At 73.9% G+C, this 23,142-nt stretch carries 19 protein-coding genes; 9 read left to right on the top strand and 10 right to left on the bottom strand.

Going from position 1 to position 23,142, the window contains the following annotated elements:
• Nucleotides 1–28 precede the first annotated feature (28 nt).
• The 5 genes from K1J57_RS21660 to K1J57_RS21640 all read right to left on the bottom strand — a co-directional run bounded on the left by K1J57_RS21660 (nucleotide 29) and on the right by K1J57_RS21640 (nucleotide 7,684).
• On the bottom strand, nucleotides 29–1,039 hold the full coding sequence (locus tag K1J57_RS21660; protein ID WP_220560428.1) for an ABC transporter permease: 1,011 nt from the start codon (nucleotides 1,037–1,039) through the stop codon (nucleotides 29–31).
• Nucleotides 1,040–1,370: 331 nt separating this feature from the next.
• Nucleotides 1,371–3,083, bottom strand: coding sequence for an ABC transporter substrate-binding protein (locus K1J57_RS21655; protein ID WP_220565692.1), 1,713 nt, complete (start codon nucleotides 3,081–3,083; stop codon nucleotides 1,371–1,373).
• A 196-nt stretch (nucleotides 3,084–3,279) separates the two neighbouring features.
• Complete coding sequence (locus tag K1J57_RS21650) at nucleotides 3,280–4,305, bottom strand: ABC transporter permease (RefSeq protein WP_220560427.1); 1,026 nt, start codon at nucleotides 4,303–4,305, stop codon at nucleotides 3,280–3,282.
• Nucleotides 4,306–4,975: 670 nt separating this feature from the next.
• The gene (pgi, locus tag K1J57_RS21645; RefSeq protein WP_220560426.1) at nucleotides 4,976–6,664 is read right to left on the bottom strand and encodes a glucose-6-phosphate isomerase; all 1,689 of its coding nucleotides are present in this window, start codon (nucleotides 6,662–6,664) and stop codon (nucleotides 4,976–4,978) included.
• Nucleotides 6,665–6,844: 180 nt separating this feature from the next.
• Nucleotides 6,845–7,684: an ion transporter gene (locus K1J57_RS21640; protein ID WP_220560425.1), complete on the bottom strand. Its 840-nt coding sequence runs from the start codon at nucleotides 7,682–7,684 to the stop codon at nucleotides 6,845–6,847.
• Between the two features lie 249 nt (nucleotides 7,685–7,933).
• Between K1J57_RS21640 and K1J57_RS21635 the strand changes: the two genes are divergently transcribed.
• Nucleotides 7,934–8,194 carry a hypothetical protein gene (locus K1J57_RS21635; RefSeq protein ID WP_370634686.1) on the top strand — a complete coding sequence of 87 codons (261 nt, stop codon included), beginning with the start codon at nucleotides 7,934–7,936 and terminating at the stop codon, nucleotides 8,192–8,194.
• 14 nt (nucleotides 8,195–8,208) lie between these two features.
• Here K1J57_RS21635 and K1J57_RS21630 read toward each other — a convergent pair whose 3' ends face one another.
• Nucleotides 8,209–8,922 carry a FadR/GntR family transcriptional regulator gene (locus tag K1J57_RS21630; protein WP_220560423.1) on the bottom strand — a complete coding sequence of 238 codons (714 nt, stop codon included), beginning with the start codon at nucleotides 8,920–8,922 and terminating at the stop codon, nucleotides 8,209–8,211.
• A 217-nt stretch (nucleotides 8,923–9,139) separates the two neighbouring features.
• On the opposite strand from K1J57_RS21630, the gene K1J57_RS21625 reads away from it, so the two are divergent.
• The 4 genes from K1J57_RS21625 (at nucleotide 9,140) to K1J57_RS21610 (ending at nucleotide 13,377) form a co-directional block, all read left to right on the top strand.
• The gene (locus K1J57_RS21625; RefSeq protein WP_220560422.1) at nucleotides 9,140–9,931 is read left to right on the top strand and encodes a (Fe-S)-binding protein; all 792 of its coding nucleotides are present in this window, start codon (nucleotides 9,140–9,142) and stop codon (nucleotides 9,929–9,931) included.
• A complete protein-coding gene (locus K1J57_RS21620) occupies nucleotides 9,928–11,367 on the top strand; it encodes a lactate utilization protein B (RefSeq protein WP_220560421.1) in 1,440 nt (479 codons plus the stop codon). Before K1J57_RS21625 ends, K1J57_RS21620 begins: the two co-directional genes overlap by 4 nt.
• Nucleotides 11,364–12,005 (top strand): lactate utilization protein C, encoded by a 642-nt coding sequence (locus K1J57_RS21615; protein ID WP_220560420.1) that lies wholly within the window; start codon nucleotides 11,364–11,366, stop codon nucleotides 12,003–12,005. Before K1J57_RS21620 ends, K1J57_RS21615 begins: the two co-directional genes overlap by 4 nt.
• Nucleotides 12,006–12,150: 145 nt before the next feature.
• Complete coding sequence (locus K1J57_RS21610; RefSeq protein WP_220560419.1) at nucleotides 12,151–13,377, top strand: acetylhydrolase; 1,227 nt, start codon at nucleotides 12,151–12,153, stop codon at nucleotides 13,375–13,377.
• 50 nt (nucleotides 13,378–13,427) lie between these two features.
• Here the strand turns inward: K1J57_RS21610 and K1J57_RS21605 are convergent, their stop codons facing one another.
• The gene (locus K1J57_RS21605; RefSeq protein ID WP_220560417.1) at nucleotides 13,428–14,948 is read right to left on the bottom strand and encodes a cytochrome P450; all 1,521 of its coding nucleotides are present in this window, start codon (nucleotides 14,946–14,948) and stop codon (nucleotides 13,428–13,430) included.
• A 428-nt stretch (nucleotides 14,949–15,376) separates the two neighbouring features.
• Here K1J57_RS21605 and K1J57_RS21600 point away from each other — a divergent pair, with 428 nt between their 5' ends.
• From K1J57_RS21600 to K1J57_RS21585, 4 genes are all read left to right on the top strand, one after another.
• The gene (locus K1J57_RS21600; RefSeq protein ID WP_220560416.1) at nucleotides 15,377–16,663 is read left to right on the top strand and encodes a DUF2786 domain-containing protein; all 1,287 of its coding nucleotides are present in this window, start codon (nucleotides 15,377–15,379) and stop codon (nucleotides 16,661–16,663) included.
• A gap of 85 nt (nucleotides 16,664–16,748) precedes the next feature.
• Nucleotides 16,749–17,534 (top strand): RNA ligase family protein, encoded by a 786-nt coding sequence (locus K1J57_RS21595; RefSeq protein WP_220560415.1) that lies wholly within the window; start codon nucleotides 16,749–16,751, stop codon nucleotides 17,532–17,534.
• Complete coding sequence (locus K1J57_RS21590; RefSeq protein ID WP_220560414.1) at nucleotides 17,518–18,663, top strand: AAA family ATPase; 1,146 nt, start codon at nucleotides 17,518–17,520, stop codon at nucleotides 18,661–18,663. Before K1J57_RS21595 ends, K1J57_RS21590 begins: the two co-directional genes overlap by 17 nt.
• A 235-nt stretch (nucleotides 18,664–18,898) precedes the next feature.
• Nucleotides 18,899–20,233: an MFS transporter gene (locus K1J57_RS21585; RefSeq protein WP_220560413.1), complete on the top strand. Its 1,335-nt coding sequence runs from the start codon at nucleotides 18,899–18,901 to the stop codon at nucleotides 20,231–20,233.
• Here K1J57_RS21585 and K1J57_RS21580 read toward each other — a convergent pair.
• The 3 genes from K1J57_RS21580 to K1J57_RS21570 form a co-directional block, all read right to left on the bottom strand.
• Nucleotides 20,145–20,723, bottom strand: a complete 579-nt coding sequence (locus K1J57_RS21580) for a hypothetical protein (protein WP_220560412.1) — start codon at nucleotides 20,721–20,723, stop codon at nucleotides 20,145–20,147. The two genes, K1J57_RS21585 and K1J57_RS21580, sit on opposite strands and share 89 nt — an antisense overlap.
• Complete coding sequence (locus K1J57_RS21575; protein WP_338151209.1) at nucleotides 20,720–22,645, bottom strand: tetratricopeptide repeat protein; 1,926 nt, start codon at nucleotides 22,643–22,645, stop codon at nucleotides 20,720–20,722. Before K1J57_RS21575 ends, K1J57_RS21580 begins: the two co-directional genes overlap by 4 nt.
• A 223-nt stretch (nucleotides 22,646–22,868) precedes the next feature.
• Complete coding sequence (locus K1J57_RS21570; protein ID WP_220560410.1) at nucleotides 22,869–23,042, bottom strand: FXSXX-COOH protein; 174 nt, start codon at nucleotides 23,040–23,042, stop codon at nucleotides 22,869–22,871.
• Nucleotides 23,043–23,142 lie beyond the last annotated feature (100 nt).

The raw sequence follows: 23,142 nt of genomic DNA, 5'->3' as shown, positions 1-23,142 counted from the left end.
GGAGTGGTGGATGCGGGAAGGGGGCCCGCTAGTGGACCCGCACGCGCGGGTCGATGAGCGGGTAGATCAGGTCGACGACCAGGTTGCACACGACGATGAAGAACGCGCCGAACAGGGTCACGCCCAGGATCACGGGCAGGTCGCTCTGGGTGATGGCGTTCACCGCGTAGCGCCCGATGCCGTTGAGGGAGAACACCTGCTCGGTCAGGACCGCGCCGCCCAGGACCAGCCCCAGGTCCAGGCCGAAGATCGTCACGATCGGCGTCAGGGTGGGCCGCAGGGCGTGCTTGAGCACCACCTTGCGCTCGCTCAGCCCCTTGGCCCGGGCGGTACGGATGTAGTCCTCGCTCAGCACCTCCAGCATGCCCGCGCGGGTCTGGCGCGCGTACATGGCGGCGTGCAGGAAGGCCAGGGTCAGCCACGGGAGGAACATGCCCGCGGCCCAGCCCAGCGGGTCCTGGGTGAGGGGGACGTAGCGCGGGGTCTGGAACCAGCCCCAGGCGTGCACCGGGAAGGCCAGCACCAGCAGGCCGGTGAAGAAGATCGGCAGGGAGACCCCGGCCAGGGCGATCGCCATCGCGATCCGGTCGAAGAGGCTGCCTTTCCACACCGCCGAGACCACGCCGACGGCGATGCCGCCGACCAGCCAGATGATGCCCGCCCCCAGGGCCAGTGAGAACGTGACCGGCAGCCGGGAGACGATCTCGGGGAAGACCTCCTGGTAGGTCTGGAAGGAGTAGCCGAAGCAGGGCGCGGCGCACTCGATGGTGTCCCGGCCGAACCGGTACTCGGCGCCGAAGAAGATCCCGCGCACGAACTCGCCGAACTGCACGATGACCGGCTTGTCCAGCCCCAGCCGGTCGATGGTCGCCTGGATCGCCTCGGGGGTGGGCGCCCGTCCCACGTACATGGTCGCCAGCTGCTCGGTGGTTCGGCCGGCCCACTTGGGCACGACGTAGAAGATGCCGAAGGTGACCATGGTGACCACGGCCAGGAGCAGCAGACCGGCGCCCAAGCGGCGCAGGATGTAGGTCAGCAAGGCGCGTGTCTTTCTGTCGTCGGGCCCGCCCTGGAAGGGAAATCGGCAGGGGCGCGAAGTTTCGGCCTGAGACGACCAAGATAACGCAGCGTGTTTGAATGATCACGCTTGATCGCGCGGCGTGTACCTGCGCCCCGGACACGGCGGTCCGGGCACGGGTGGGGAAGGTGTGCCGGGGAGTCGTCGGCGCCCTCGAATTCCACGGGACCGGGATCGGATGATCCCGGAACAGCCGACGCGGCGTGCGGCCGCGGAGGGCCCGATGGCCTCCGGACACGGGCGGGGGCGGCGGCCCGCGTCTCGGCGGGCCGCCGCCCCTGGCGGGTCACCGTCAGCTGTTGGTGGTGCCCAAGGACATGTAGTCGTACATGCTGTAGCCGGCGTGGTAGTACACGTTGGTCAGGTTCGGCGGCCGGTACATCACGGTGCGCTCGAACACCGCGGGCAGGATGACCGCCTGCTCCATGGCCCGCTGGTCGATCTGCGTGTAGATCGAGGCGCGCTCCTCGGGGTCCTCGACCGTGACGACCTCGTCGAACCAGCCGTTGACCTGGTCGTCGTCGAACTCGGAGATGTTCGCGTTGCCCGCGTCCTGGATGGCGTCGCCGTCCAGGATCTTGCTCATGAACCCGTAGCCGGTGGCCCAGTCCGGGGCCCAGCCGTACACCGTGAGCCCCAGGTCGTTCTCGTGGACGAAGTCCGGGGATCCGGCCTGGGTGTTGGTGTAGGTGTCGGACGGGTACTGCTTGATCTCGACCTCGATGCCCACCCGGGCCAGCGCCTGCTGGACGGCCTCGGCGGTGCTCACGTCCGAGGGCCGGTCGGCGCGGGCGCCGATGGAGGTGGAGAACCCGTCCGGGTGCCCGCACTCCTCCAGCTTCTCCCGGGCCCTGTCCAGGTCGCCCTTGTTGTCGTCGGACGGGTACGGGTCGATGCTCGGGTCGGCGCCGGCCAGGGCCGAGGGCATGATCTGGGTGGCGATGTCCCCACCGGTCTCACCGCCCCAGGCCCGGTGCAGGGCGTCCCGGTCGGCGGCGAACATGACCGCCTCGCGGCAGGCCAGGTTGTTCAGCGGCTCGACCACGGTGTTGATGTTGACGTAGCGCAGGGTGTTGGTCTGCGGGTTGTCGACACTGGCGCGCCGGGCCTCGTCGGTGATGAGGGTGCCGCGCATCGCCGGCCCCACGCCGACACCGCCCAGGTCCACGTCCAGCTCGCCGTTGACCAGGCGCTGGTCGATCTCGTTCTGGTCGACGCCCAGCTGCACCTCGATGCGGTCGGGCAGCGCCCGGCGGGTGGGGTCGGTCGAGGCGTCCCACTGGTCGTTGCGGACCAGGTTCAGGGACACGCCCGGCCGGTACTCCCCGTCGAACTTGTACGGCCCGGAGGAGACCACCCGGCTCTGGTACTGCTCGCCGCGGTCGGCGTCGGGCGGCACCGGCGCGGTCTGCGGCTGGATGAGGATGTAGGGGAACTCCGAGAAGCTCTCGTTGAGGTGGAAGACCAGGGTGTGGTCGTCCGGCGTCTCGATGCCGTCGAAGCCCTCGAGCGGGTCCCCGTCGGTGGCGTAGGGCCCCTCGTAGTCCTCGCTGTCCGCCAGCAGCTGCTGGAAGTACTTGGGACCGTTGGGCAGGGCCTGGTCGCCGAAGTTGCTGCGGGCGATCGCGTACTTGACGTCCTGGGCGGTGATCTCCGTCCCGTCCTCGTACTTGAGCCCCGGCTTGAGGCGGACGGTCCACTCGGTGGAGTCCTCGTTGGCCTCGGGCATGGCCTCGGCCAGGTCGGGCTGGAGCTGGGTGCCCTCCTCCCCCGGGGCCTCGGTGTAGGTGAGCAGGGTGCGCGCGTAGTAGCGGGTGAAGTTCCAGCTGAACGCGTAGTAGGTGTTGCCCGGGTCCGGGGAGTCGAAGTCCGAGGAGATGGCGTACCGGAGGGTGCCGCCGGTCTGGTCGGACGGGTTGACCATCTCCGTCTCGGCCTGGTTGAACTCCGCGTCGACCTCCCCTCCTCCGCCGCCTCCGCCCCCGCCGCCGCACGCGGTCAGCATCAGGGCCAGGGCCGTGCCGGCGGCCGCGGGGGCCGCGAACCGGCGCCTGCGGGGCGCCGGGGGTGTGCCGTGGTGGTGGGTGTTCACCTTGCCTCCAGGATCGGGTTGCTGCGGGACCGGGATCGGTCGCCGCCGGGGCCGTGATCGGTGCACGGCCCGAGGCCGGCCCGCCCTGGGCGGGCGGCGGCCGGGGAGGTCAGTCGGAGGAGCGCGGGTCGAAGGCGTCCCGCAGGCCGTCGCCGAACAGGTTGAACGCGAGCACGGTGACGAAGATGGCCAGACCCGGGATGATCACGAAGTGCGGCGACGTCGTGTAGAAGCGCAGCGCGTTCTCCAGCATGCCGCCCCAGGTGGCCGTGGGCGGGTTGATGCCCACGCCCAGGAAGCTCAGGGCCGCCTCGAACAGGATGTTGGTGGGGATGAGCAGGGTGGAGTAGACGAGGATCGGGGTGACGAGGTTGGGCAGGATCTCCTTGAACACGATGTGCGCGCTGCCCGCGCCCAGGCTGCGGGCGGCCTCGACGAACTCGCGCTCCTTGAGGGTGAGGGTCTGCCCGCGCACGATGCGCCCGATGTAGGGCCAGTTGAAGAACCCGATGATGAAGATCAGCACGCCGATGCGCAGCCCGTTGCCGGTGAGGCCGAAGGCCCCGTCGGGGATGACGCCGACCAGGGCGATGGCGAAGAGCAGCAGCGGGAAGGCCAGGAAGATGTCCATGGCCCGGCTGATGACGGTGTCGACCCAGCCGCCGAAGTACCCCGCCACGACGCCCAGGACGGTCCCGATGACGACGCACACGAGGGTGGCGACGGTGGCGACCAGCAGCGAGGTGCGGGCGCCGTAGACGATGCGGCTGAACAGGTCGCGGCCGTTGACGGGCTCGACGCCCAGGAGGTGGTCGGCGCTGATCCCGCCCCACGGGTCCAGGCCCAGGGCGGGGTTCTCGGGGTCGCGCAGGACGCCGCCGGTGAGGGGGTCGACGAGCTGCTGGTTGAACTGGTTGGGCGGATAGCCGAACCAGGCGGTCAGCAGCGGGGCGAAGACCGCGACGAGGATGAGCAGGATGACGACGATGCCGCCGGCCATGCCGACCTTGTCCTTGCGGAACCTCTGCCAGGCGATCTGGCGCAGCGAGCGGCCGGCGGCGTTCTTCGCCCCCGCGGCCACGGCTTCGGGCTCGGCGTGCTGGGACGACTCGGGCACGTCCATCGGCGCGGTCATGTGTGGCCCTGCCCCCCGTAGGTCGCTTTACGTAGTAGATCGACTACGTAGAGCTTGCACGAGTGGCGTGCCGATTTCCAACATCCGCGCCGGAACCCCGGCCTGCGCCCGGAACGCGCAGGACGCCCCGGAACCCGCCCTACCGCCGCGGCCCGATCCCGGCCCCGTGTCCCCCCGTTCCGGAGCGTGCGGCACCCCGGCCGTCACCGCCCCCGCCGGCCTCCGGCCCGGAGGTTCGTCGGCCCCGGTCCGGGGCTCGGCGGTGCGTGAGCCCGCCGGTCCGGAAGGCCGGCGGCCTAGAAAAGCTCGGCGCCCTGGAAAACGACGGTTCGGGGGTTGGGTGCACCGGAAGATCGCCGGTCTGGGGACTCCTGGGTTCGCAGGGCCGACGGCCCCAAGGGGCACCGGTCCGGGGCGGGGTGTGAGCCCGCCGGTCTGGGGGCTCCGCGGTCTGCGGGACCGAAGGTCCTGAGGGGCACCGATCTGGAGGTGCGGCGCCCCGGGGCTCGGCGGACCGGGAGGTCGGCAGGCTGGAAGGGCGGTGCCCCGGCGCGTCACCCTGGGGCGGGCGCGGCTCGGGGCGCGGCCTCCGGAGCACCGGCCGCGCCTTCCCTGGGAGGGACCCGCGACGGGCCCGGCCCCCGCCCGCGGCGGCGGGGGCCGTCGCCGGTCAGCGTCCGCGCAGGGTGCGGTACCGGGCCACCAGCCCGGCCGTGGAGGCGTCCAGCCCCTCCACCCGCGCCCCCTCGGTCAGCGCCGGCTCGACCCGCTTGGCCAGCACCTTGCCCAGCTGCACGCCCCACTGGTCGAAGGAGTTGATGTTCCACACCGCCCCCTGCACGAACACCTTGTGCTCGTACAGGGCCACCAGCTGCCCCAGCACCGATGGGCTGAGCCGCTCGGCCAGGATGGTGGTGGTGGGGCGGTTCCCGGCGAAGGTGCGGTGCGGGACCAGCCCGGCCGGAACCCCCTCCCCGGCGACCTCTTCCGCGGTCTTGCCGAAGGCCAGCGCCTGGCCCTGGGCGAACATGTTGGCCATCAGCAGGTCGTGCTGGGGCACCAGGGTCTCGGGCAGGTCGGGCGCCGGCTCGGCGAACCCGATGAGGTCGGCGGGCACGAACCGGGTGCCCTGGTGCAGCAGCTGGAAGTACGCGTGCTGGCCGTTGGTGCCCGGGGTGCCCCACACGATCGGCCCGGTCGCCCACCCGACCGGCCGCCCGTCGCGCTGCACCGACTTGCCGTTGGACTCCATGTCCAGCTGCTGGAGGTAGGCGGCGAAGCGGGACATGTGGTGGCTGTAGGGCAGCACCGCGTGGCTCTCGGCCTCCCAGAACCCGCCGTACCAGACGCCGAGCAGCCCCAGCAGGAACGGCAGGTTGCGCTCGACCGGCGCCGTCGCGAAGTGGGTGTCCATCAGGTGGAACCCGGCGAGCATCTCCCGGAACCGCTCCGGGCCGATGGCGACCATCAGCGACAGGCCGATGGCCGAGTCGTAGGAGTAGCGGCCGCCCACCCAGTCCCAGAAGCCGAACATGTGCCCGGTGTCGATCCCGAACCGGGCCACCTCCTCGGCGTTGGTGGAGACCGCCACGAAGTGCCGGGAGACGGCCTCCTCCGCGCCCAGGCCCTCCACCAGCCACCGGCGGGCCGCGGTGGCGTTGGTGATGGTCTCGATCGTGGTGAAGGTCTTGGAGGAGATGACGAACAGGGTGGTGGCGGGGTCGGCGTCCACCAGCGCCTCGTGCAGGTCGGCGCCGTCGACGTTGGACACGAACCGGAACTCCAGGCCCCGGTCGCTGTAGGGCCGCAGCGCCTCGTAGGCCATGGCCGGGCCCAGGTCGGAGCCGCCGATGCCGATGTTGACGACCCTCCGCACCGGCTGCCCGGTGTGGCCGAGCCAGCGCCGGGACCGCACCCGGTCGGCGAACTCCGCCATCCGGTCCAGGACCTCGTGCACCTCGGGGACCACGTTCCGGCCGTCCACCTCGATCACCGCCGAGCGGGGCGCGCGCAGCGCGGTGTGCAGCGCGGCCCGGTCCTCGGTGAGGTTGACGTGGTCGCCGCGCAGCATGGCGTCGCGCAGCCCGGCGACCCGGGTCGCCCCGGCCAGGTCGGCCAGCAGGCGCAGGGTCTCGTCGGTGACGAGGTTCTTGGAGTAGTCGGCGTGCAGGCCGCCGACGTCGAGGGTGAACCGGTCGGCGCGGGCGGGGTCGGCCTCGAACAGGTCGCGCAGGTGGGTGCCGGCCAGCCGTTCGCGGTGCGCGCCCAGGGCCGCCCACTCGTCCCTGCGGTCCAGGGCCGGGGCCGTCCCGGCCCGTTCTCCGGTGTCCTCTGCGCGGGGGAGGGGTGTGGCAGGCATCCGGTCGCTCCTCGTCGTCCGTAAGGTCCAGGTGCGCGGCGGGCGGCACGGGGCTCGGACCGTGCCCGCACGTCCGCGCCGCGGCTGTGAAGACCACCTTGCCACGTCCGCGGGCCCGCGCGGCGTTTTCCACAACCCCGGCCCCGGCGGCCTTGTTCCGCTCCCGCCGGACGGGGCGGGTCAGCCCCGGCCGACCTCCTCGCGCTCGCGGCGCAGCTGTGCCACCTCGGCGCGCAGTGCGCGCAGCTCGGCGAGGATGAGGCGCTGCCCGTCGGGCCCCTCGCCGTCGGGGCCGGCGCGGCCGCCGCCGACCGGGCCCTCGCCGCCGCCCCCGGGCCGGTCGTCGTCCTTCTCCAGCGCCTCCACTGCCACGGCGATGAACAGGTTCAGGGCGACCAGTGTCGACACCAGCACGAAGACGACGAAGAAGACCCACGCCATCGGCATGTGCTCCATGACGTCCTTGGCGATGGTGCCCCACCCGTCGGCGGTGGCGATCTGGAACAGCGTGAACAGCGAGGTGGGCAGGTCGGCGAAGTACTGCGGGGACACGTCGGCGAACAGCCGGGTGGCCATCACCGCCGCCACGTACAGCAGCAGGATGACCAGGAACAGGATCGACAGCATGCCGGGCAGCGCCCGGAACAGCCCGGCGACGACGTGGCGCAGGCTGGGGATGACCGAGAGCAGCCGCAGGACCCGCAGCACGCGCAGCACCCGCAGGACCGAGAACGGCCCGGAGGTGGGCAGCAGGGCGATGCCCACGATCACCAGGTCGAACCAGCTCCACGGGTCGCGGAAGAACTCCGCCCGGTGGGCGTAGATCCGCAGCAGCAGTTCGACCACGAACAGCGCCAGGATGCACAGGTCGATGCCGTGCAGGAGCGTTCCGTGCTCCTCCATGATCCGGGGCGAGGTCTCCACACCGAGGATGACGCCGTTGACGAGGATGAGGGTGACGACGGTGCCCTGGAACCAGGAGGCGTCGACGATCGTGCGGACCCGTTGGCGCAGTGTCACGGGACAGGGGGCTCCGTTCCTGGGGGAGGGTCGGGGTTCGGCCGGAAAAGCCTACCGTCCGTAACCGACATCGCTTTCCCCCTTGCCCCGCTCTGTCCGCTCCGACACTGGAATACCCCGCCTCGACCAGGCATGATCGGAAAGTAGGGATGACCGAGGGTGAGGGGGACGCCCGTGGCCGGAGCAAGCGAGGGGTCGGACGGGGAGCGCTGGGAGCGGTCCGAGGACATCGACGACGTGGACGCCGACATGGACGTGGGCGCCCCGGACCAGGACAGCGCGGTGGCCGAGTACCTGCTCGACCACCCGCACGGCCTGCGGATCGACGAGATCGAGGACCGCGGCTCCCTGGGGATCGGCGACGAGCTGCGCAGGGAGGTCGCCGAGCAGGCGCCCGATCCGCAGGAGGGGCCGCGGGACGAGCGGGCGCCCGCGCCGCGGCGCGAGGACCTGGCCCGGGTGCTGCGGGCCGAGGAGTTCGCCGAGCGGCTGCGCGAACGCGGCGTGTGAGGGGCGGCCCCGGTTCAGGCCCCCGGGGCCCCGTCGCGGTCGGCCAGGTCGGCGGCGAGCCAGCGCTCCACCCGCATGACGTGGACGGTTGCGGCGGCGCGGGCCGCGTCGGGGTCGCGGGCCAGCAGGGCCTCGTGGATGCGCCGGTGGTCCTCGCGCAGTTCGTCGGTGAACCCGGCCTCGCGGTGCCCGGCCCACACCCGGGCGTTGAAGGTCCGCGACGACAGGCCCTGGCTGACGGCGGCCAGGGTGGCGTTGCCGGTGCTGGCGACGATGGCCTGGTGGAAGTCCAGGTCGGCGGTGACCGTCTCGGCCTCGGTCGCGGGGGCGCCGTCGATGCGGTCCAGGAGCGTGCCGATGCGCCTCAGGTCGTCGTCGGTGGCGCGGGCGGCGGCCAGGGCGGTGGCGGCGGGCTCGATCATCCGGCGGACCTGGAGGACCTCCAGGAGGGTGTCGCCGCGGGAGACCTCGGCCAGTACGGAGAAGGTCTCCAACAGGTCGGCGGGGCGCAGGGCGGTGACGTAGACGCCGGCCCCGTGGCGGGCCTCCAGGACGCCCAGGGTGGTGAGGGAGCGGATGGCCTCGCGCATGGAGCTGCGGGAGATGTCCAGGCGGGCGGCGAGGTCGCGTTCGGTGGGCAGGCGCTGGCCGGGGCCGACCTCGCCGGAGGCGATCATCTTTTTGATGCGCTCGACGGCCCGCTGGGTGACCGGGGTCCGGTCGTCCATGCAGCTCCCCTCCGATCCCTGTGGTCGTCGCGCCGGGGACGCCTTCTGATCACCTCCCCGGGCAAGTGATCATACCAATTCGTTCCGACGAAACCCCCATACCCGACAAAGGGCCGGTTCTTGCTCTTTTCCGTTCGCGTGTGACAAAGTGGTCTGACCACTCAGAGGCTCGTGGCGAGCAGGCCGCCGCCGGTCCGGCGCGGCGCGAAGGAGGCCCATGCGGATCGCGCTCTTCATCACCTGTGTCAACGACACGCTCTTCCCCGATACCGGCCGGGCCGTGGTGCGCCTCCTGGAGCGGCTCGGCCACGAGGTCGTCTTCCCCCCGGACCAGACCTGCTGCGGGCAGATGCACTACAACACCGGCTACCGCCGCCCTGCGAGCAGGCTCGCCGTCCGGTTCGTGCGCACCTTCGAGGACGCCGACGCGGTCGTGGTGCCCTCCGCCTCCTGCGCGGCGATGGTCCGCGACAACTACCCGCGCCTGGGCGGCAGCGGCAGCCGCCTGTCCCGTAAGGTCGCCGCCCTGGCCCCGCGCGTGTACGACCTCACCGAGTTCCTCGTGGACGTCCTGGGCGTCACCGACGTGGGTGCCTACTACCCGCACCGGGTCGTCTACCACCCCACCTGCCACGGGCTGCGCATGCTCGGCCTGGGCGACCGCCCCTACGAGCTGCTGCGCGCGGTGCGCGGCTTGGAGCTGGTCGAGCTGCCCGGGGCCACCGAGTGCTGCGGGTTCGGCGGCACGTTCGCGGTCAAGAACGGCGACGTCTCCTCGGCCATGGGCGCCGACAAGGCCCGCCACGCCCTGGAGACCGGCGCCGAGGTGCTGTGCGCCGTGGACAACTCCTGCCTGATGCACATCGGCGGCATCCTCTCGCGCCAGCGCGCCGGGATGAGGGTCGCCCACATCGCCGAGATCCTGGCGAGCACCGAGAAGGACTTCGAGGGCGCCGGGACCGAACAGACCGGCCGGGGCCGGACCGAGAAGGAGGGCGCGACCCGATGAGCAGCGCCACGTTCCTGGGCATGCCGCCCTTCCCCGAGGCGGCCCGCACCGCTGTGCGGGACTCGCGGCTGCGCTACAACCTGCGCAAGGCCACCCACACCATCCGCGACAAGCGCGGCCTGGTGGTGGACGAGCTGGGCGAGGACTGGGCGCGGCTGCGCGCCGAGGGCGCCGAGATCAAGAACCGCACCCTGCGCCACCTCGACCACTACCTGGAGCAGCTGGAGGAGTCGGTGACCCGCGCGGGCGGGCACGTCCACTGGGCCCGCGACGCCGCCGAGGCCAACCGGATCGTCACCGGTCTGGTTCAGGCCACCGGCGAGACCGACGTGGTCAAGGTCAAGTCCATGGCCACCCAGGAGATCGAGCTCAACAACGCCCTGGAGGCCGCGGGCATCACCGCCTACGAGACCGACCTGGCCGAGCTGATCGTCCAGCTGGGCGAGGACCTGCCCTCGCACATCCTGGTGCCCGCCATCCACCTGGGGCGCTCCCAGATCCGCGAGATCTTCCTGGAGCAGATGGCCGAGTGGGGCACGCCCGCCCCGCCCGGGCTGACCGACGATCCGCGGGCGCTGGCCGAGGCCGCCCGGACGCACCTGCGCGAGCGGTTCCTGCGCACCCGCACGGCCGTCTCGGGCGCCAACTTCGCGGTGGCCGACTCGGGGACGCTCGTGGTGCTGGAGTCGGAGGGCAACGGGCGCATGTGCCTGACCCTGCCGCAGACCCTCATCTCGGTGGTGGGCATCGAGAAGATCGTCCCGACCTGGAACGACCTGGAGGTGTTCATGCAGCTGCTGCCGCGCTCCTCCACGGGCGAGCGGATGAACCCCTACACCTCCACCTGGACCGGGGTGACCCCGGGCGACGGCCCGCAGGAGTTCCACCTGGTGCTGCTGGACAACGGCCGCACCGACGTGCTGGCCGACACCGTGGGCCGCCAGGCGCTGCGCTGCATCCGCTGCTCGGCCTGCCTGAACACCTGCCCGGTCTACGAGCGCACCGGCGGCCACTCCTACGGCTCCGTCTACCCGGGCCCGATCGGCGCGATCCTCACCCCGCAGCTGCGCGGGATGGGGTCGGAGGTCGACGAGGCCCTGCCGTACGCGTCCTCGCTGTGCGGCGCCTGCTACGAGGTGTGCCCGGTCGCCATCGACATCCCCGAGGTGCTGGTGCACCTGCGCGAGGAGGTCGCCGGACGCCGCGGCCACACGGGCGAGAAGGCCCTGATGGCGGGGGCGGAGACGGTGTTCTCGTCCTCCCGGACCCTGGGCGCGGTCCAGCGCGCCGCCGGGCTGGGCCGCGACCTGGTCCCCCGGCACCTGCCCGGGCTCGCCGGGGCCTGGACCGACACACGCGACGTCCCCGACGTCCCGGCGGAGTCGTTCCGCCGCTGGTGGAACGAGCGCGACAGCGCGCGGGAGGAGGACCGATGAGCGCCAAGGAGGCGATCCTGGCCCGGGTGCGGGCCGCCCTGGCCGACGTCCCCGCCGACGAGTCGGTGCACCGGCCGCGCGAACGGACCTACCTGGACTCCCACGCGGTCGGCCCCACCCTGGAGGTGTTCGAGGACCGGCTGGTCGACTACAAGGCGCTGGTGCACCGGGTGCCCGCCGACCGGGTCGGCGCGGAGGTGGCCGCGGCCCTGGCCCGGCGCGGTGCCCGCCGTGTGGTGGTGCCCCAGGGGCTGCCCGGGGAGTGGACGGAACAGGCCGGCGTCGAGACCCTGGCCGACTCGCGGGAGGCGCCCCTGGGGGTGCACGAACTGGACGCCGCCGACGGGGTGGTCACCGCGTGCGCGGTCGCGATCGCCGAGACCGGGACGATCGTGCTGGACGGCGGCCCCGACCAGGGCCGGCGCGCCATCTCCCTGGTCCCCGACTACCACCTGTGCGTCGTGCGCGCCGACCAGGTCGTGGACGGGGTGCCCCAGGCGGTGCGCCTGCTCGACCCGGCCCGCCCGCTGACCTGGATCAGCGGGCCGTCGGCCACCAGCGACATCGAGCTGAACCGGGTGGAGGGGGTGCACGGCCCCCGCACCCTGGAGGTCCTGCTGGTCGAGACCGGCCCCTGAGGTCCTCCACTGCGCAGGCCCGGGAAACCCCCGGGCCTGCGCAGTGGTCCTCTCCGGGGGGAGTAGGGGGGACACCCGATGGCCCGGCGGCGTCACGATGCGTAGCGTCGAGGTCTGGACTCCGCCGCCGACGGAACGGGAACCCATGCCCCCTGAAATCCACGACGACCGTCCGCCCCCGCGGGGCGTCCGACTCCTGTCGGCCTCCGCTCTGGCCTCCGCTCTGATCCTGGCACTGACCGCCGTCCCGGAAACCGCCGCGGCCGACACCTCCGGCCTCCCGCGGCTCGCCCTGCCCGCCCCCACCGGCGGCCTCCCGGTGGGCCGCACCGACCTGCACCTGGTGGACGCCGACCGCGAGGACCTGTGGTCGGACGGTCCCCGCGAGCTGATGGCGACCCTGTGGTACCCGGCCCGCTCGGACGCCGGCCGCACCGCCTCCTACCTCACCGGGGCCGAGGCCGAGGCCTGGATCGAGGGCTCCGACGGCCTCCTGCCCGACGAGTATGCGGATGTCCTGCACGGGGTCCGCACCCACTCCCGGGCGAACACCGCCCCGGCGCGCCCCACGGGCGACGGGTACCCGCTGGTCCTGGTCTCCCCCGGCGCGGGGCACAACGCGATCCTGTACTCCTCCCTCGCGGAGGACCTGGCCTCGCACGGCTTCGTGGTGGCCGGGATCGACCACGCCCACGAGGCGGGTCCGGTGGAGTTTCCCGGCGACCGGATCCTGACCTGTCCCATGTGCCCACCCGCGCAGGCAAGTCCCGAGACGTGGCCCGAGGGGGCCGTCCAGCGGGGCGCCGACGTGTCCTTCCTGTTGGACCGGCTCACCGGGGCCGACGGCGCCGCCCCCGCCTGGCGGTGGTCGGGGGTCATCGACGCCTCCCGGGTCGGCATGGCCGGGCACTCCTGGGGCGGGGCGGCGACCGCCGAGGCGCTGCGCGTGGAGGACCGGGTGGACGCGGGGATCAACTACGACGGCCCCTACTACCGGCCCGCCCTCGACGCGGGCACCGACAAGCCGCTGGCCCTGCTCCAACGGGACTTCGAGCTCAACGAGGAATGGGAGGCGGGCTACCGGGAGTTCTGGCCCCGACTGACCGGGTGGCGGCAGTGGATCCGCGTCGCCGGCGGGGGCCACTCCAACTCCGTCGACGAGGGCCTGCTGGCAGAGCAGCTCGGGCTCAGGGACTCCTATACGCCCCAGGAGTGGCGGCGCCTCTACGGAGACCTGGGCACCGGGCGCGGACTGGACCTGACGCGGGCCTACACCCTGGCGTTCTTCGACCACCACCTGCGCGGGGCCGACCCCGGTCTGCTGGAGGATCCGGCCGCCGTCCATCCCGAGCTGGTCGTCATCGAGCCCTGACCCACGGGCCGCGGGGCCCCGCTCCGGCCCCGGGCCGGGGCGGCGGGCGTTCAGCCGCGGGGGCGCCAGTCCGCCAGGAGCCGGTCCAGCGGGTCGGGGGCCGCCTCCTTCTCCGCGAAGGGCGCCTGGTACCGGGCGCCCGCGCCCTGCGGGGACCGGTGCCTGCGGGGCCGGGGCGCGACGGCCGCCGCCTCGGTCCGTTCCCCGTCGCTCCCGTCCTCCCCGCCCGACCGGGCCAGCGGCGCCTGGTACCGGGCGCCCTGGGCCGCGGGGCGGCGCCTGCGCCGGATCCAGGTGCGGGCCGGCCTCCTCTCCCGGGGCTCTTCCCCCTGTCCCTGCTCCACCCGCTCACCGGTGGCGGTGAACCACACCGGCAGCTCCTCCAGCCCGTGCACCGACAGCGAGGGCCGCCACCGCAGGTCGGCCGGCTCCACCGCCAGCACCATGCCGCGCAGCCGGTCCACGGCGAGGTCGACGGCGGTGCGCACCAGCTCCCGGGAGAACGCGGTGGCCGGGCAGCGGTGGGCGCCCGCGCCCCACGACAGGTGGGACCGGTTCCCGGCCAGGGCCATCGCGTCCTCGCCGTGCCGCGACACCGACGGGTCGGTGTGAGCCGAGGCCAGCCCGAACAGCAGGGGCTCGCCCCGGCGGATGTGCGCGCCCGAGAACCGGATGTCCATGGTGGAGTAGCGCCCCGCCAGCACCTGGAGGGGCGAGTCCGTCCACATGACGTAGTCGATGAAGTCCTCCGGGGTGAGGGTGCCGCCCAGGTAGGCGGTCCACACGCCGGGGTCCTCCAGCAGCTTGAGCAGGGCGTTGCCGATCAGGTGGGTGGTGGGCTCGTGCCCGGACCGCCACAGCAGGGTCAGCGCCTCGACCGCCTCCTGATCGGTGAGCGCGTTGGGGTGGGCCAGCAGGTGGCCGACCAGGTCCTCGCCGGGTTCGCGGCGCTTGCGCTCCACCAGCCCCTGGAAGTAGCCGCGCACCGCCCGCGCGGCGGCCGCCGTCTCCTCGGGGTCCCCGCTCCAGGACCGCTCGGCGAGGTCGGCGAGCATCCGACCGTACTCGTCGGGCAGGCCGAACAGTTCGTTGAGGACCATCGCGGGCAGCGGGGCGGCGTACCGGCCGATGAGGTCGGCGGAGCCCTCGGCGGCGACCCGGCCCAGCAGGTGCACCGCGGCGCGCTCCACGACGGGGACCAGCTGCGAGGTGCCGACCCTGGCCAGCGCGTCCACGATGGGGATCCGCAGGCGCTGGTGCTCGGCCCCGTCGTGCCCCAGCGCCTCGGTGCGCGCCGGTCCCCCGTCGGCGCGCCAGGGGCGCGGGTCCGCGGAGAAGTGGGTCTGGTCCCGCAGGGCCTGGAGGTTCTCCTTGTAGCCCAGCAGGAGCCAGCCCGGGACGCCCGGGTCCAGCTCCACCGGGACCAGTCCGCCGTGGCGTTCGCGCAGCTGCCGCCAGGGCAGCTCGCCTCCCCGGTGCAGTGCCAGGGCCCCGTTCGCGCTGTAGGGGCAGCGGGCCGGGCCCGCGGCCGAGGGGCCCTCATGGTCGGCGGGGCCGGTTCCCTGGTGCATGGAGACTCCTCGGTGGCGGCGGATGCAGGAGACGCTAGGACCGGGATGTTTCCGGAATGCTTCCGCGAGGAAAGGTCCACCTTTCCGCGACCGACACTCGATCCCGGTCGGGGGCGAGACCGGATTGAGGGATATGGCACGTGTTCGGCGTTCCGGCGGACCGACGGTGACGTTCCGGCCATCGCGGACCAGGGAGCACGGAACCGCCGCCGACCGGGCGGATCGGGCGCCGGCGGCGCGATCCGTACGGCCGACGGGAGCGGTTCCCGGGCGAATGCGCGGCACGGACCCCTTTCCCCGGCGAAGCCGCGGATACTCCGGTCCGGACGTTTTTCACGGGTATTTCCGTTCTCTCACGTGCGGGGCGGGCCTGCGCCGCTCGGTAGGATCGTCCACCGACCACGAACGACGGGACACGGGGGCCACGGGTGGGGAGCAGGAAGCAGCGGCGCGCGCCGCGCGAGCGGGCCGTGCCCGACTGGGACGGCCCCGCGCCCGCGTCCCCCGCGGCCGACATCGTCACCGAGGCCGTAGACGCCCTGGTCACGGGTCGCGGCGGCGGTGGCGTCGACCTGGCGGCGGCGCTGCTCGCCGACACCGAGGACCCGGCCCGGGCCCGCGCCGCCGAAGAGGCCCTGACCGCGGCCCTACGCGACGCGGCGGGGTCGGTGTGGGCGCGCGGCTGGCAGCCCGCCGAGGCCGTGCGCCGCCTGGACCGCCTGCTGGGTCCGGCCGCTGCGGCGGTGGGAGCCCACGCGGCCGCCGTCGACCTGGAGCGCCACTCCCCCGCCACCGTCGACCCCGCCTGGACCGCACAGGTGCGCGCCCTGGAGACCGTCGCCGACCCGTTGGGGCACCTGGGCCGGGCCCACGGCCTGCTGCGCTTCGAGGCGGTCGAGCTGGTGCTGCGGACCCTGGCCGCGCTGCGCGCGCTGCCGCCGCTGCAGCGCCTCATGGACGTGCCCGGCTCCCACCGCCCGGGCCGGGTACGCCCCTCCCGCGCGCGCACCGAGGTCGACCGGGGCAAGCTCGCCCGGGTCCGGGCCCTGCTGGCCAAGGCCGAGTCCACCGAGTTCCCCGAGGAGGCCGAAGCGCTCAGCGCCCGCGCCCAGGAGCTCATGGCCCGGCACAGCATCGACCGGGCGCTGCTGGAGGCCGACGAGGAGGAGTCCTCCGAGGCCGGGTACGCCCGGCGGGTGCCCGTGGACGCCCCCTACGACGACTCCAAGGCCGTGCTCCTGCACGAGGTCGCCGAGGCCAACCACTGCCGGGCGGTGTGGCACCGCGAGCTGGAGACGTGCACCGTCATGGGCTTCCCCGACGACGTCGACGCCGTGGACCTGCTGTTCACCTCGCTGCTGGTGCAGGCCGAGGCCGCGATGCGGGCGGGCAGCTCGGTGCGCGACCGGTCCGGGCGCCGGGCGGGCAGGGACTTCCGGTCCTCGTTCATGTCGGCGTTCGCGGTGCGCGTGGGCGAACGCCTCACCGAAGCGGCCCGCAGCGTCCGCGACGCGGCCCAGGCCGAGGCCGGACGCGACCTGGTGCCGCTGTTCGCCGCCCGCGAGCGCGAGGTGGAGAAGGCCGTGGAGCAGGCGTTCGGCGAGCTCACCTACTCGCGGATGCGCGGGCCCTACAGCGAGGACGGGTGGAACGCCGGACGGGCCGCCGCCGACGCCGCCTCCCTGGGCTCGCGCCGCCCCGTCACCGGCCGCTGAGCCCGGCCGGGGCCACACGGCGGGCACCGGCGGGGGCCGGAAAATCCCTGGCCGCCGGTCCCCGTGCCGCGCTAGAACGGTCCCCATGCACAAGTACCCGCGGACCCGGCACATCCACGGATCGCGCCTGCAGCCCGGTGACCGGGACCTGTCCGCGGTCCCCTTCTCCGCCATCGCCGGACGGCACCTGGTCGTGGAGGAGAAGCTCGACGGCGCCAACGCCGGGATCGGCTTCGGCCCCGGCGGCGAGCTGCTCCTGCAGAGCCGCGGGCACTACCTGACCGGCGGCCCGCGCGAGCGGCAGTTCGCACGGTTCAAGGCCTGGGCCGCCATCCTCGCCCCGCGCCTGCACGAGCGCCTGGGCGACCGGTACGTGCTGTACGGCGAGTGGATGTACGCCAAGCACACCGTGTACTACGACGCGCTGCCCCACCTGTTCTGCGAGTTCGACATCCTCGACACCCGCGACGGCGCCTTCTTGGACACCCCCGCGCGGCGGGAGATGCTGGCCGGGCTGCCCGTCGCGTCGGTGCCCGTGCTGCACACCGGCCCCCTGGACCGGCCGGCCGACCTCACCGCCCTGGTCGGCCCCTCCACATGCCGCACCCCGCGCTGGCGCGAGGCCCTGGCCGAGGCCGCCCGCGCCGGCGGCGCCGACCCCGACCGCGCCCTGGCCGAGAGCGACGGCTCCGACCTCATGGAGGGCCTGTACATCAAGGTCGAGGAGGGCGGGCGCACCGTCGACCGCTACAAGTGGGTGCGCGCCGACTTCACCACCGCCGTCCTGGACTCGGGGACGCACTGGATGGACCGCCCCCTCATCGCCAACGGCCTGGCCGACCCGGAGGTGCTCTATGCGGACACCCACTGAGTACGCCGACCTGGCCGGGCTGTGCCCCGCCCCGCCCTCCTGGGACCTGGACTGGGACCGGGTGCGCGACGCCCTGCCCGAGGTCCGCGCCCTGGAGGGCGTCGAACAGGACCCGGTCCACCACGCCGAGGGGGACGTGGCCGTGCACACCCGCATGGCCTGCGAGGCGCTGGCCTCCCTGCCCGAATGGCGGGCCCGGCCCGCCGACGAGCGGGCGCGGCTGTTCGTCGCCGTGCTGCTGCACGACGTCGCCAAACCCCTGTGCACCCGCCGCGAGGACGACGGCCGCGTCACCGCCCACGGCCACTCCCGCCGCGGCGACCTCATGGTGCGCGCCCTCCTGTGGCGGCTGGGCGCCCCCGTCGCCGAACGCGAGCACGTGGCGGCGCTGGTGCGCCACCACCAGGTGCCGTTCTGGGCGCTGGAACGCCCCGACCTGCGCAGCATCGCGTTCCGGGTGAGCCTGACCGCCCGCAACGACGACCTCGCGCTGCTCGCCACCGCCGACATCCTGGGCCGCCGCTGCCGGGACACCGCCGAGGTGCTGGAGAACATCGGCCTGTACCGCGAGTACTGCGCCGAGCAGGCCTGCCTGGACCGCCCGCGCGCCTTCCCCTCCGACCACGCCCGGTTCTGGTTCTTCCGCCGGCCCGACCGCGACCCCGACCACGACGCCTACGACGACACCCGCATGACCGTCACCGTCATGTCCGGCCTGCCCGGCGCCGGCAAGGACACCTGGATCGCCCGCGAACGCCCCGGCCTGCCGGTGGTGGGCCTGGACGCGATCCGCGCGGAGCTGGGCGTGAGGCCCACCGACGACCAGCGGCCCGTGGCGGCCGCCGCCCACGAGCGCGCCCGCGAGCACCTGCGGGCACGGCGGTCCTTCGTCTGGAACGCCACCAACATCTCCCGCTCGCTGCGCGACCGCTGCACCGGCCTGGCCGCCGCCTACGGCGCCCGCGTGGAGATCACCGCCGTGGAGGCCCCGCCCGGGGTGCTGCGCACCCGCCTGGACCGGCGCCCCGCGCCCGTCCCGGCGGCGGTCGTCGACCGCCTCGTCGGCCGCTGGGAGCACCCGGACCCGACCGAGGCCCACCGCCTCACCCTCGTCGGCACCGGACCCTGACCGACTTCACCCGCTGTTGACGTGTTGCGGGCGCATGCGCTCCCGCAGCGCATTAAGCTGTCGCCGTCCCACTGCGGCGCCGCACGGACGACACACGGTCGCGGCGCCGCCTCACGGCCCATCCGGCCACCGAGGCAGGTAGGAGAAGACGGCACCACGGGGATGCCACCGGATCCCCGGCCGCCGTCGGACAACGACGTCGACTTCCTTCCGAGGCCATGCCCGAGACCTCCGCATGGACGGGGTGACCGCCCGGACCCGCGCCGCGGCACCGCCCCCCGTCCCCGAGAACACCGGCGCCCGCCCCCCGTGGCGGCGCCACTTCGCCCTGCTGTGGAGCGGCGGGGCGCTCAACGGCCTGGGCACCATGACCTTCACCCTGATGGTGCCGCTGCTCGCCCTGGCGCAGTCGGGGTCGCCCGTGACGGCGGCCTGGATCGCCGCGGCCGGGCTGGTCCCCAACCTCGTGCTGCACCTGCCCCTGGGGGTCCTGGCCGACCGCGGGGACCCGCGCCGGATGATGCTGGCCGCCCAGACGGGGCGGCTCATGGTCATCGTCCTGCTGGTGGCCCCGGTGGTCCTGTGGTCGGCGCCGGTCCACCTGCTCGCCGCGGCGACGGCTCTGCACGCCGTCTGCTCGACGCTGTTCGAGGCGGCGGCGACCATCGCCGTCCCCTGCCTGGTGCCCCGGAGCGAGCTCGCCGCCGCCTCCGCCAAGAACGAGGCCCACGTCCACGGCACCCAGATGATCGGCAGGCCCCTGGGCGGGTTCCTGTTCGGGCTGGCGGCGTGGGCGCCCGTGCTGTCCAACGCCGTCGTGTCGCTGTGCGTGCTGGCGGGGACCGTCTTCCTTCCCCGCGGGATGCGCCCGAAGGACGAACCCGCGCCCGGCCGGCGCCCCTCCCTGGTCCGCGAGTTCTCCGCCGGACTGGTCCTGCTGCTCCGCGACCGCCTGCTGACGCTGACGCTCGTGGTGTGCGCCGTCACCAACGCCGTGTTCCAGGTGGTGTGGCTGGTCATCATGCTGGTGGCCACCGACCGGGGGCTGCCGCCCCACCTCATCGGCGCGATCCTGGCGGCCACCGGGGTCGGGGGGCTGCTCGGCTCGGTCCTGGCCCCGCACCTGGTGAGCAGGGTCTCGGCCCCGCGCATGGTGGCCCTGTGCGTGTGGACCTGGGTGCTGTCCCTGGCCGTGCTGGTGCTGGCCCTGAGCCTGGACCCGCACTGGCTCATGGTGGGGCTGCCCCTGACCTGGGGGACCATCGGGTTCGTCGGCGCCCACATCAACGTCACGCGCGGCACCTACCGCGCCCTGCACGTCCCCCCGCGGCTCCTGGGCCGGGTCATCGGCACCGACCGGGTCTTCACCAGCGGCGCCCTGCCCCTGGGCATGGTGTGCGGCGGCTACCTGCTGGAGTACCTGTCCCCGAGGACAACCTCCGTGCTGCTGCTGGCCGGGGTCGGGGCGGTCGCGCTGGCCGTCACGCTCCTGCTCCCTGTTCTGGAACGGTCGGCGGCGGGGAGACCGCGTCCAGCAGGCGCCGCAGCGCCGCGTCCGGCCCTTCCCTGATCTCGTCGGGGGTGATGTGCTCCCGCGAGATCACCCGGGTCGAGACCTCCTCCACCGCCCCCGCCAGCTCCGCGGCCAGGCCGCGCTCCCGCTCGGGCAGGGCCGTCCGCAGCCGCTCGACGGCGGTGAGCGCGGCGAACACCTCGTCGGGCAGCCGCTCCAGCAGCCCGGCCAGGTCGTCCCCTCCCTGCCCCGAGGGGCCCGTCCTGCGCACGTGCAGGATCCACCGGGCGGTGACGTTGAAGCGCAGCACCGTGCTGCGGACGTCGTCGACCCGCTGCTCGAAGGACTCCGCCCCGCGGTCCCGGTCCTCCCGCTCCCAGCGGACGCGCTCGGCCTCCAGGGCGTGGCGGGCCCGCTCCCCCTCGGCCCTGACCGCCCGCCCGCCGGTGACGGCCGAGGCGGTGATGGTGGCCGTCGCGGTGGTCACCCCCGTGATGAGCGCGACGAGCACGGTCGGATCGGACAGCTGGGCCAGGACTCCCGTCACCCCTCCTCCGACAGCCGTGCGGCGGTGGACACCTGGTGCGGCGGCAGGGGCGGATGGTGCGCCCTGACCGCGCGTGCCGCCAGCCGGGCGGCGAGGTCGCGGTCCCCGCGCAGGCGCCGCACCCGGGCCGCGCGCAGCAGGACCGGGCCGCTGTCGGAGGCCTGGGCCAGGGCCTCGTCCAGCTCTTCTGACCAGGTACCGACACCGGACAGGGTGGCCTGGGCCAGGGCCCGGGCGGTCCGGGTGGACGGGCTGTCCGGGGTCCGCAGACGTTCCAGGTCGCGCAGCGCGGAGGCGGCCTCCCCCTGGTCGGCGAGGATCTCGCCCCGGGTCCGGCGGGCCTCGGTGCTGGTCGCGTCGCGGGCCAGCACCCGGTCCAGGACGTCCAGGGCCGACTCGGCCTGCCCCGCGTGCCACAGGGCCTGGCCCAGGCCCGTCTGCAGCCCGGGGTCGGTGCCGGCCCGGCCGGCCGAGGCCCCGAGGACGTTCAGCGCGGCGGGCCGGTCGCGGGCCAGCAGCAGGCAGCGGGCCTGTGCGACCAGGACGTACCCCACGGCCGTGCCCTCCCCCGCCGAGGTCCACAGGCCGGCCGCCTCCTGGTACAGACGGGCCGCGGAGGGGAGGTCGCCCTCCTGGAAGGCCAGGTCGCCGAGCAGGGAGACGATCCGGGCGCGCCCCCCGGACCGGGGCGCCGGCCGGGCGGCCAGGGCCCTGCGCGCGTGCTCGCGGGCCACCGGGAGGTCGCCCTGCTCCCTGTTGCGGCACGCGAAGGAGAAGTGGGCGCCGGCGTCGCGGGGGATCTCGGGAAGCCGGTCCGGGGAGGCCAGGGGCCCGGCCAGGCGGGGGTGCCGCACCACATAGGCGCCGTCGGCGTGGTGCCGGGTCAGCAGGTGTCCGTCCTGGAGCGCGCGGGCGGCGTTCTCGCCGCCGCGGAAGGGCCGCGCCCCCTGGTCCCCCGACGCCAGGACGCGGTCGAGCCAGCCCCGCAGCGCGCGGGGGGACAGGAGGCATTCGGCCGCCGTCTCCGCCAGGACGCGGGCCGTATGGGCGCGCAGGGCCCGGTCGGTGTCGGCGTCCGGATCCCCGCTGAGGGACCGGTCCCGGTCGGCGCGTTCCTCCCACATCGCCCGGCCGGCGAGCTGGAGCAGCCCCGGGTCCACGGTCCCGTCGCCGCCCCCTGCCGGGGCCGCGGCGGCCAGCGCCCCGGCGAGCAGCCGTCCCTGGCCCGGGTCCAGTCCGTGCCCCACGCGTTCCAGGGAGCGGTCGACGGCGTCGGCCGCGGCCGGGACCGACAGCGGGCCCAGGGGAACCTCGGCGAACCGCAGGGCGTGCTTGTCGAGCAGGCCGCGCAGTTCGTCCCAGTGGTCGGCCCGCACACAGAGCAGCAGGCGCAGCTCCCCCGGTTCCTCCAGGCAGGAGAACAGCTCCTCCAGCAGGTCGCGCCGGCTCTGTTCGTCCGCTCCGCCGGGGCGCAGGAGGAACTCCAGCCGGTCCACGGCCGCGAACACCGGGACCGGCAGGCCGTAGCGGTCGGCGCGGGCGCGGGCACGGACCAGGTCCGCGACGGAGCGGCCGGGAGGGCCGTCGGGGTCCCAGGAGGAGACCAGCGCGCGGGTGTAGGGGTTCTGGTCGGGCAGGACGGCTGCGGGCAGCCCGGCGTCCGACCACCGCCGGCCGCCGTCGGCCAGCACTTCTCCGGCCCGGTCGGTGATCGCGGGGACGGCGCCCGCGTGCAGCAGGGAGGTCTTCCCGACCCCCGTGTCGCCGTGCAGAACGGTGAGGCGGTGGTTCCGCCACGCGGAGACGAGTTCCGCGGTCTCTTTCTCGCGTCCGTGAAAGAAAAGGCGATCCAGGGCACGGAAAGGCCGCGAACCGATGAACGGTCCCGGACCCCTCTCCGAATTAATGCCGGCTCGTTTCATGGAATGACCTTTGACCAGCGGAAACAGAACGCCGGAAGTGGATACCGGCCGCGAGAGGGCATCGGTCCCGCCCGGTCGGCCCCCTGTGCGCCGACGCCGTCTCCGCGTACGGGGGACCGGTTTCGGGGACGCCCGATCGGAACCTTCGGATCGGCGGGGCCGAAGACCGCCGGCCCCGTCCGCACCAGAACGCCCGCCGCCTCCGGCGGCAGGCCGTCCTCTCCTAGCCGCCCTCGTTCTCGAAGGCGGCCACCGCTTCGTTCTCCGCCCCGTCCGGATCGAGGATCGTCCGCAGGGCGGCGGCGATGGCGGACTCGCCGAAGGCGTCGACATCGCACAGGGACCATCCGGAGACGGTCAGGTCGGGCAGGCGCTCGACGGGTTCCTTGGTTCGCACCGTCCACTCTTTCCCGCACATCGATGCGTGCGAAGTCCGACGACTTTCGGAAACCATTCTCGCGCGCTTCCCGCGAACTTTCCAGACCTCCACCCACTGT

Origin of the sequence: Nocardiopsis sp. MT53 (genome assembly GCF_019598965.1) — a bacterium.
GTDB classification, from domain to species: domain Bacteria; phylum Actinomycetota; class Actinomycetes; order Streptosporangiales; family Streptosporangiaceae; genus Nocardiopsis; species Nocardiopsis changdeensis.
The sequence above is the reverse complement of the archived record's forward strand: the minus strand, read 5'-3'. Positions and strand labels throughout refer to the sequence as shown.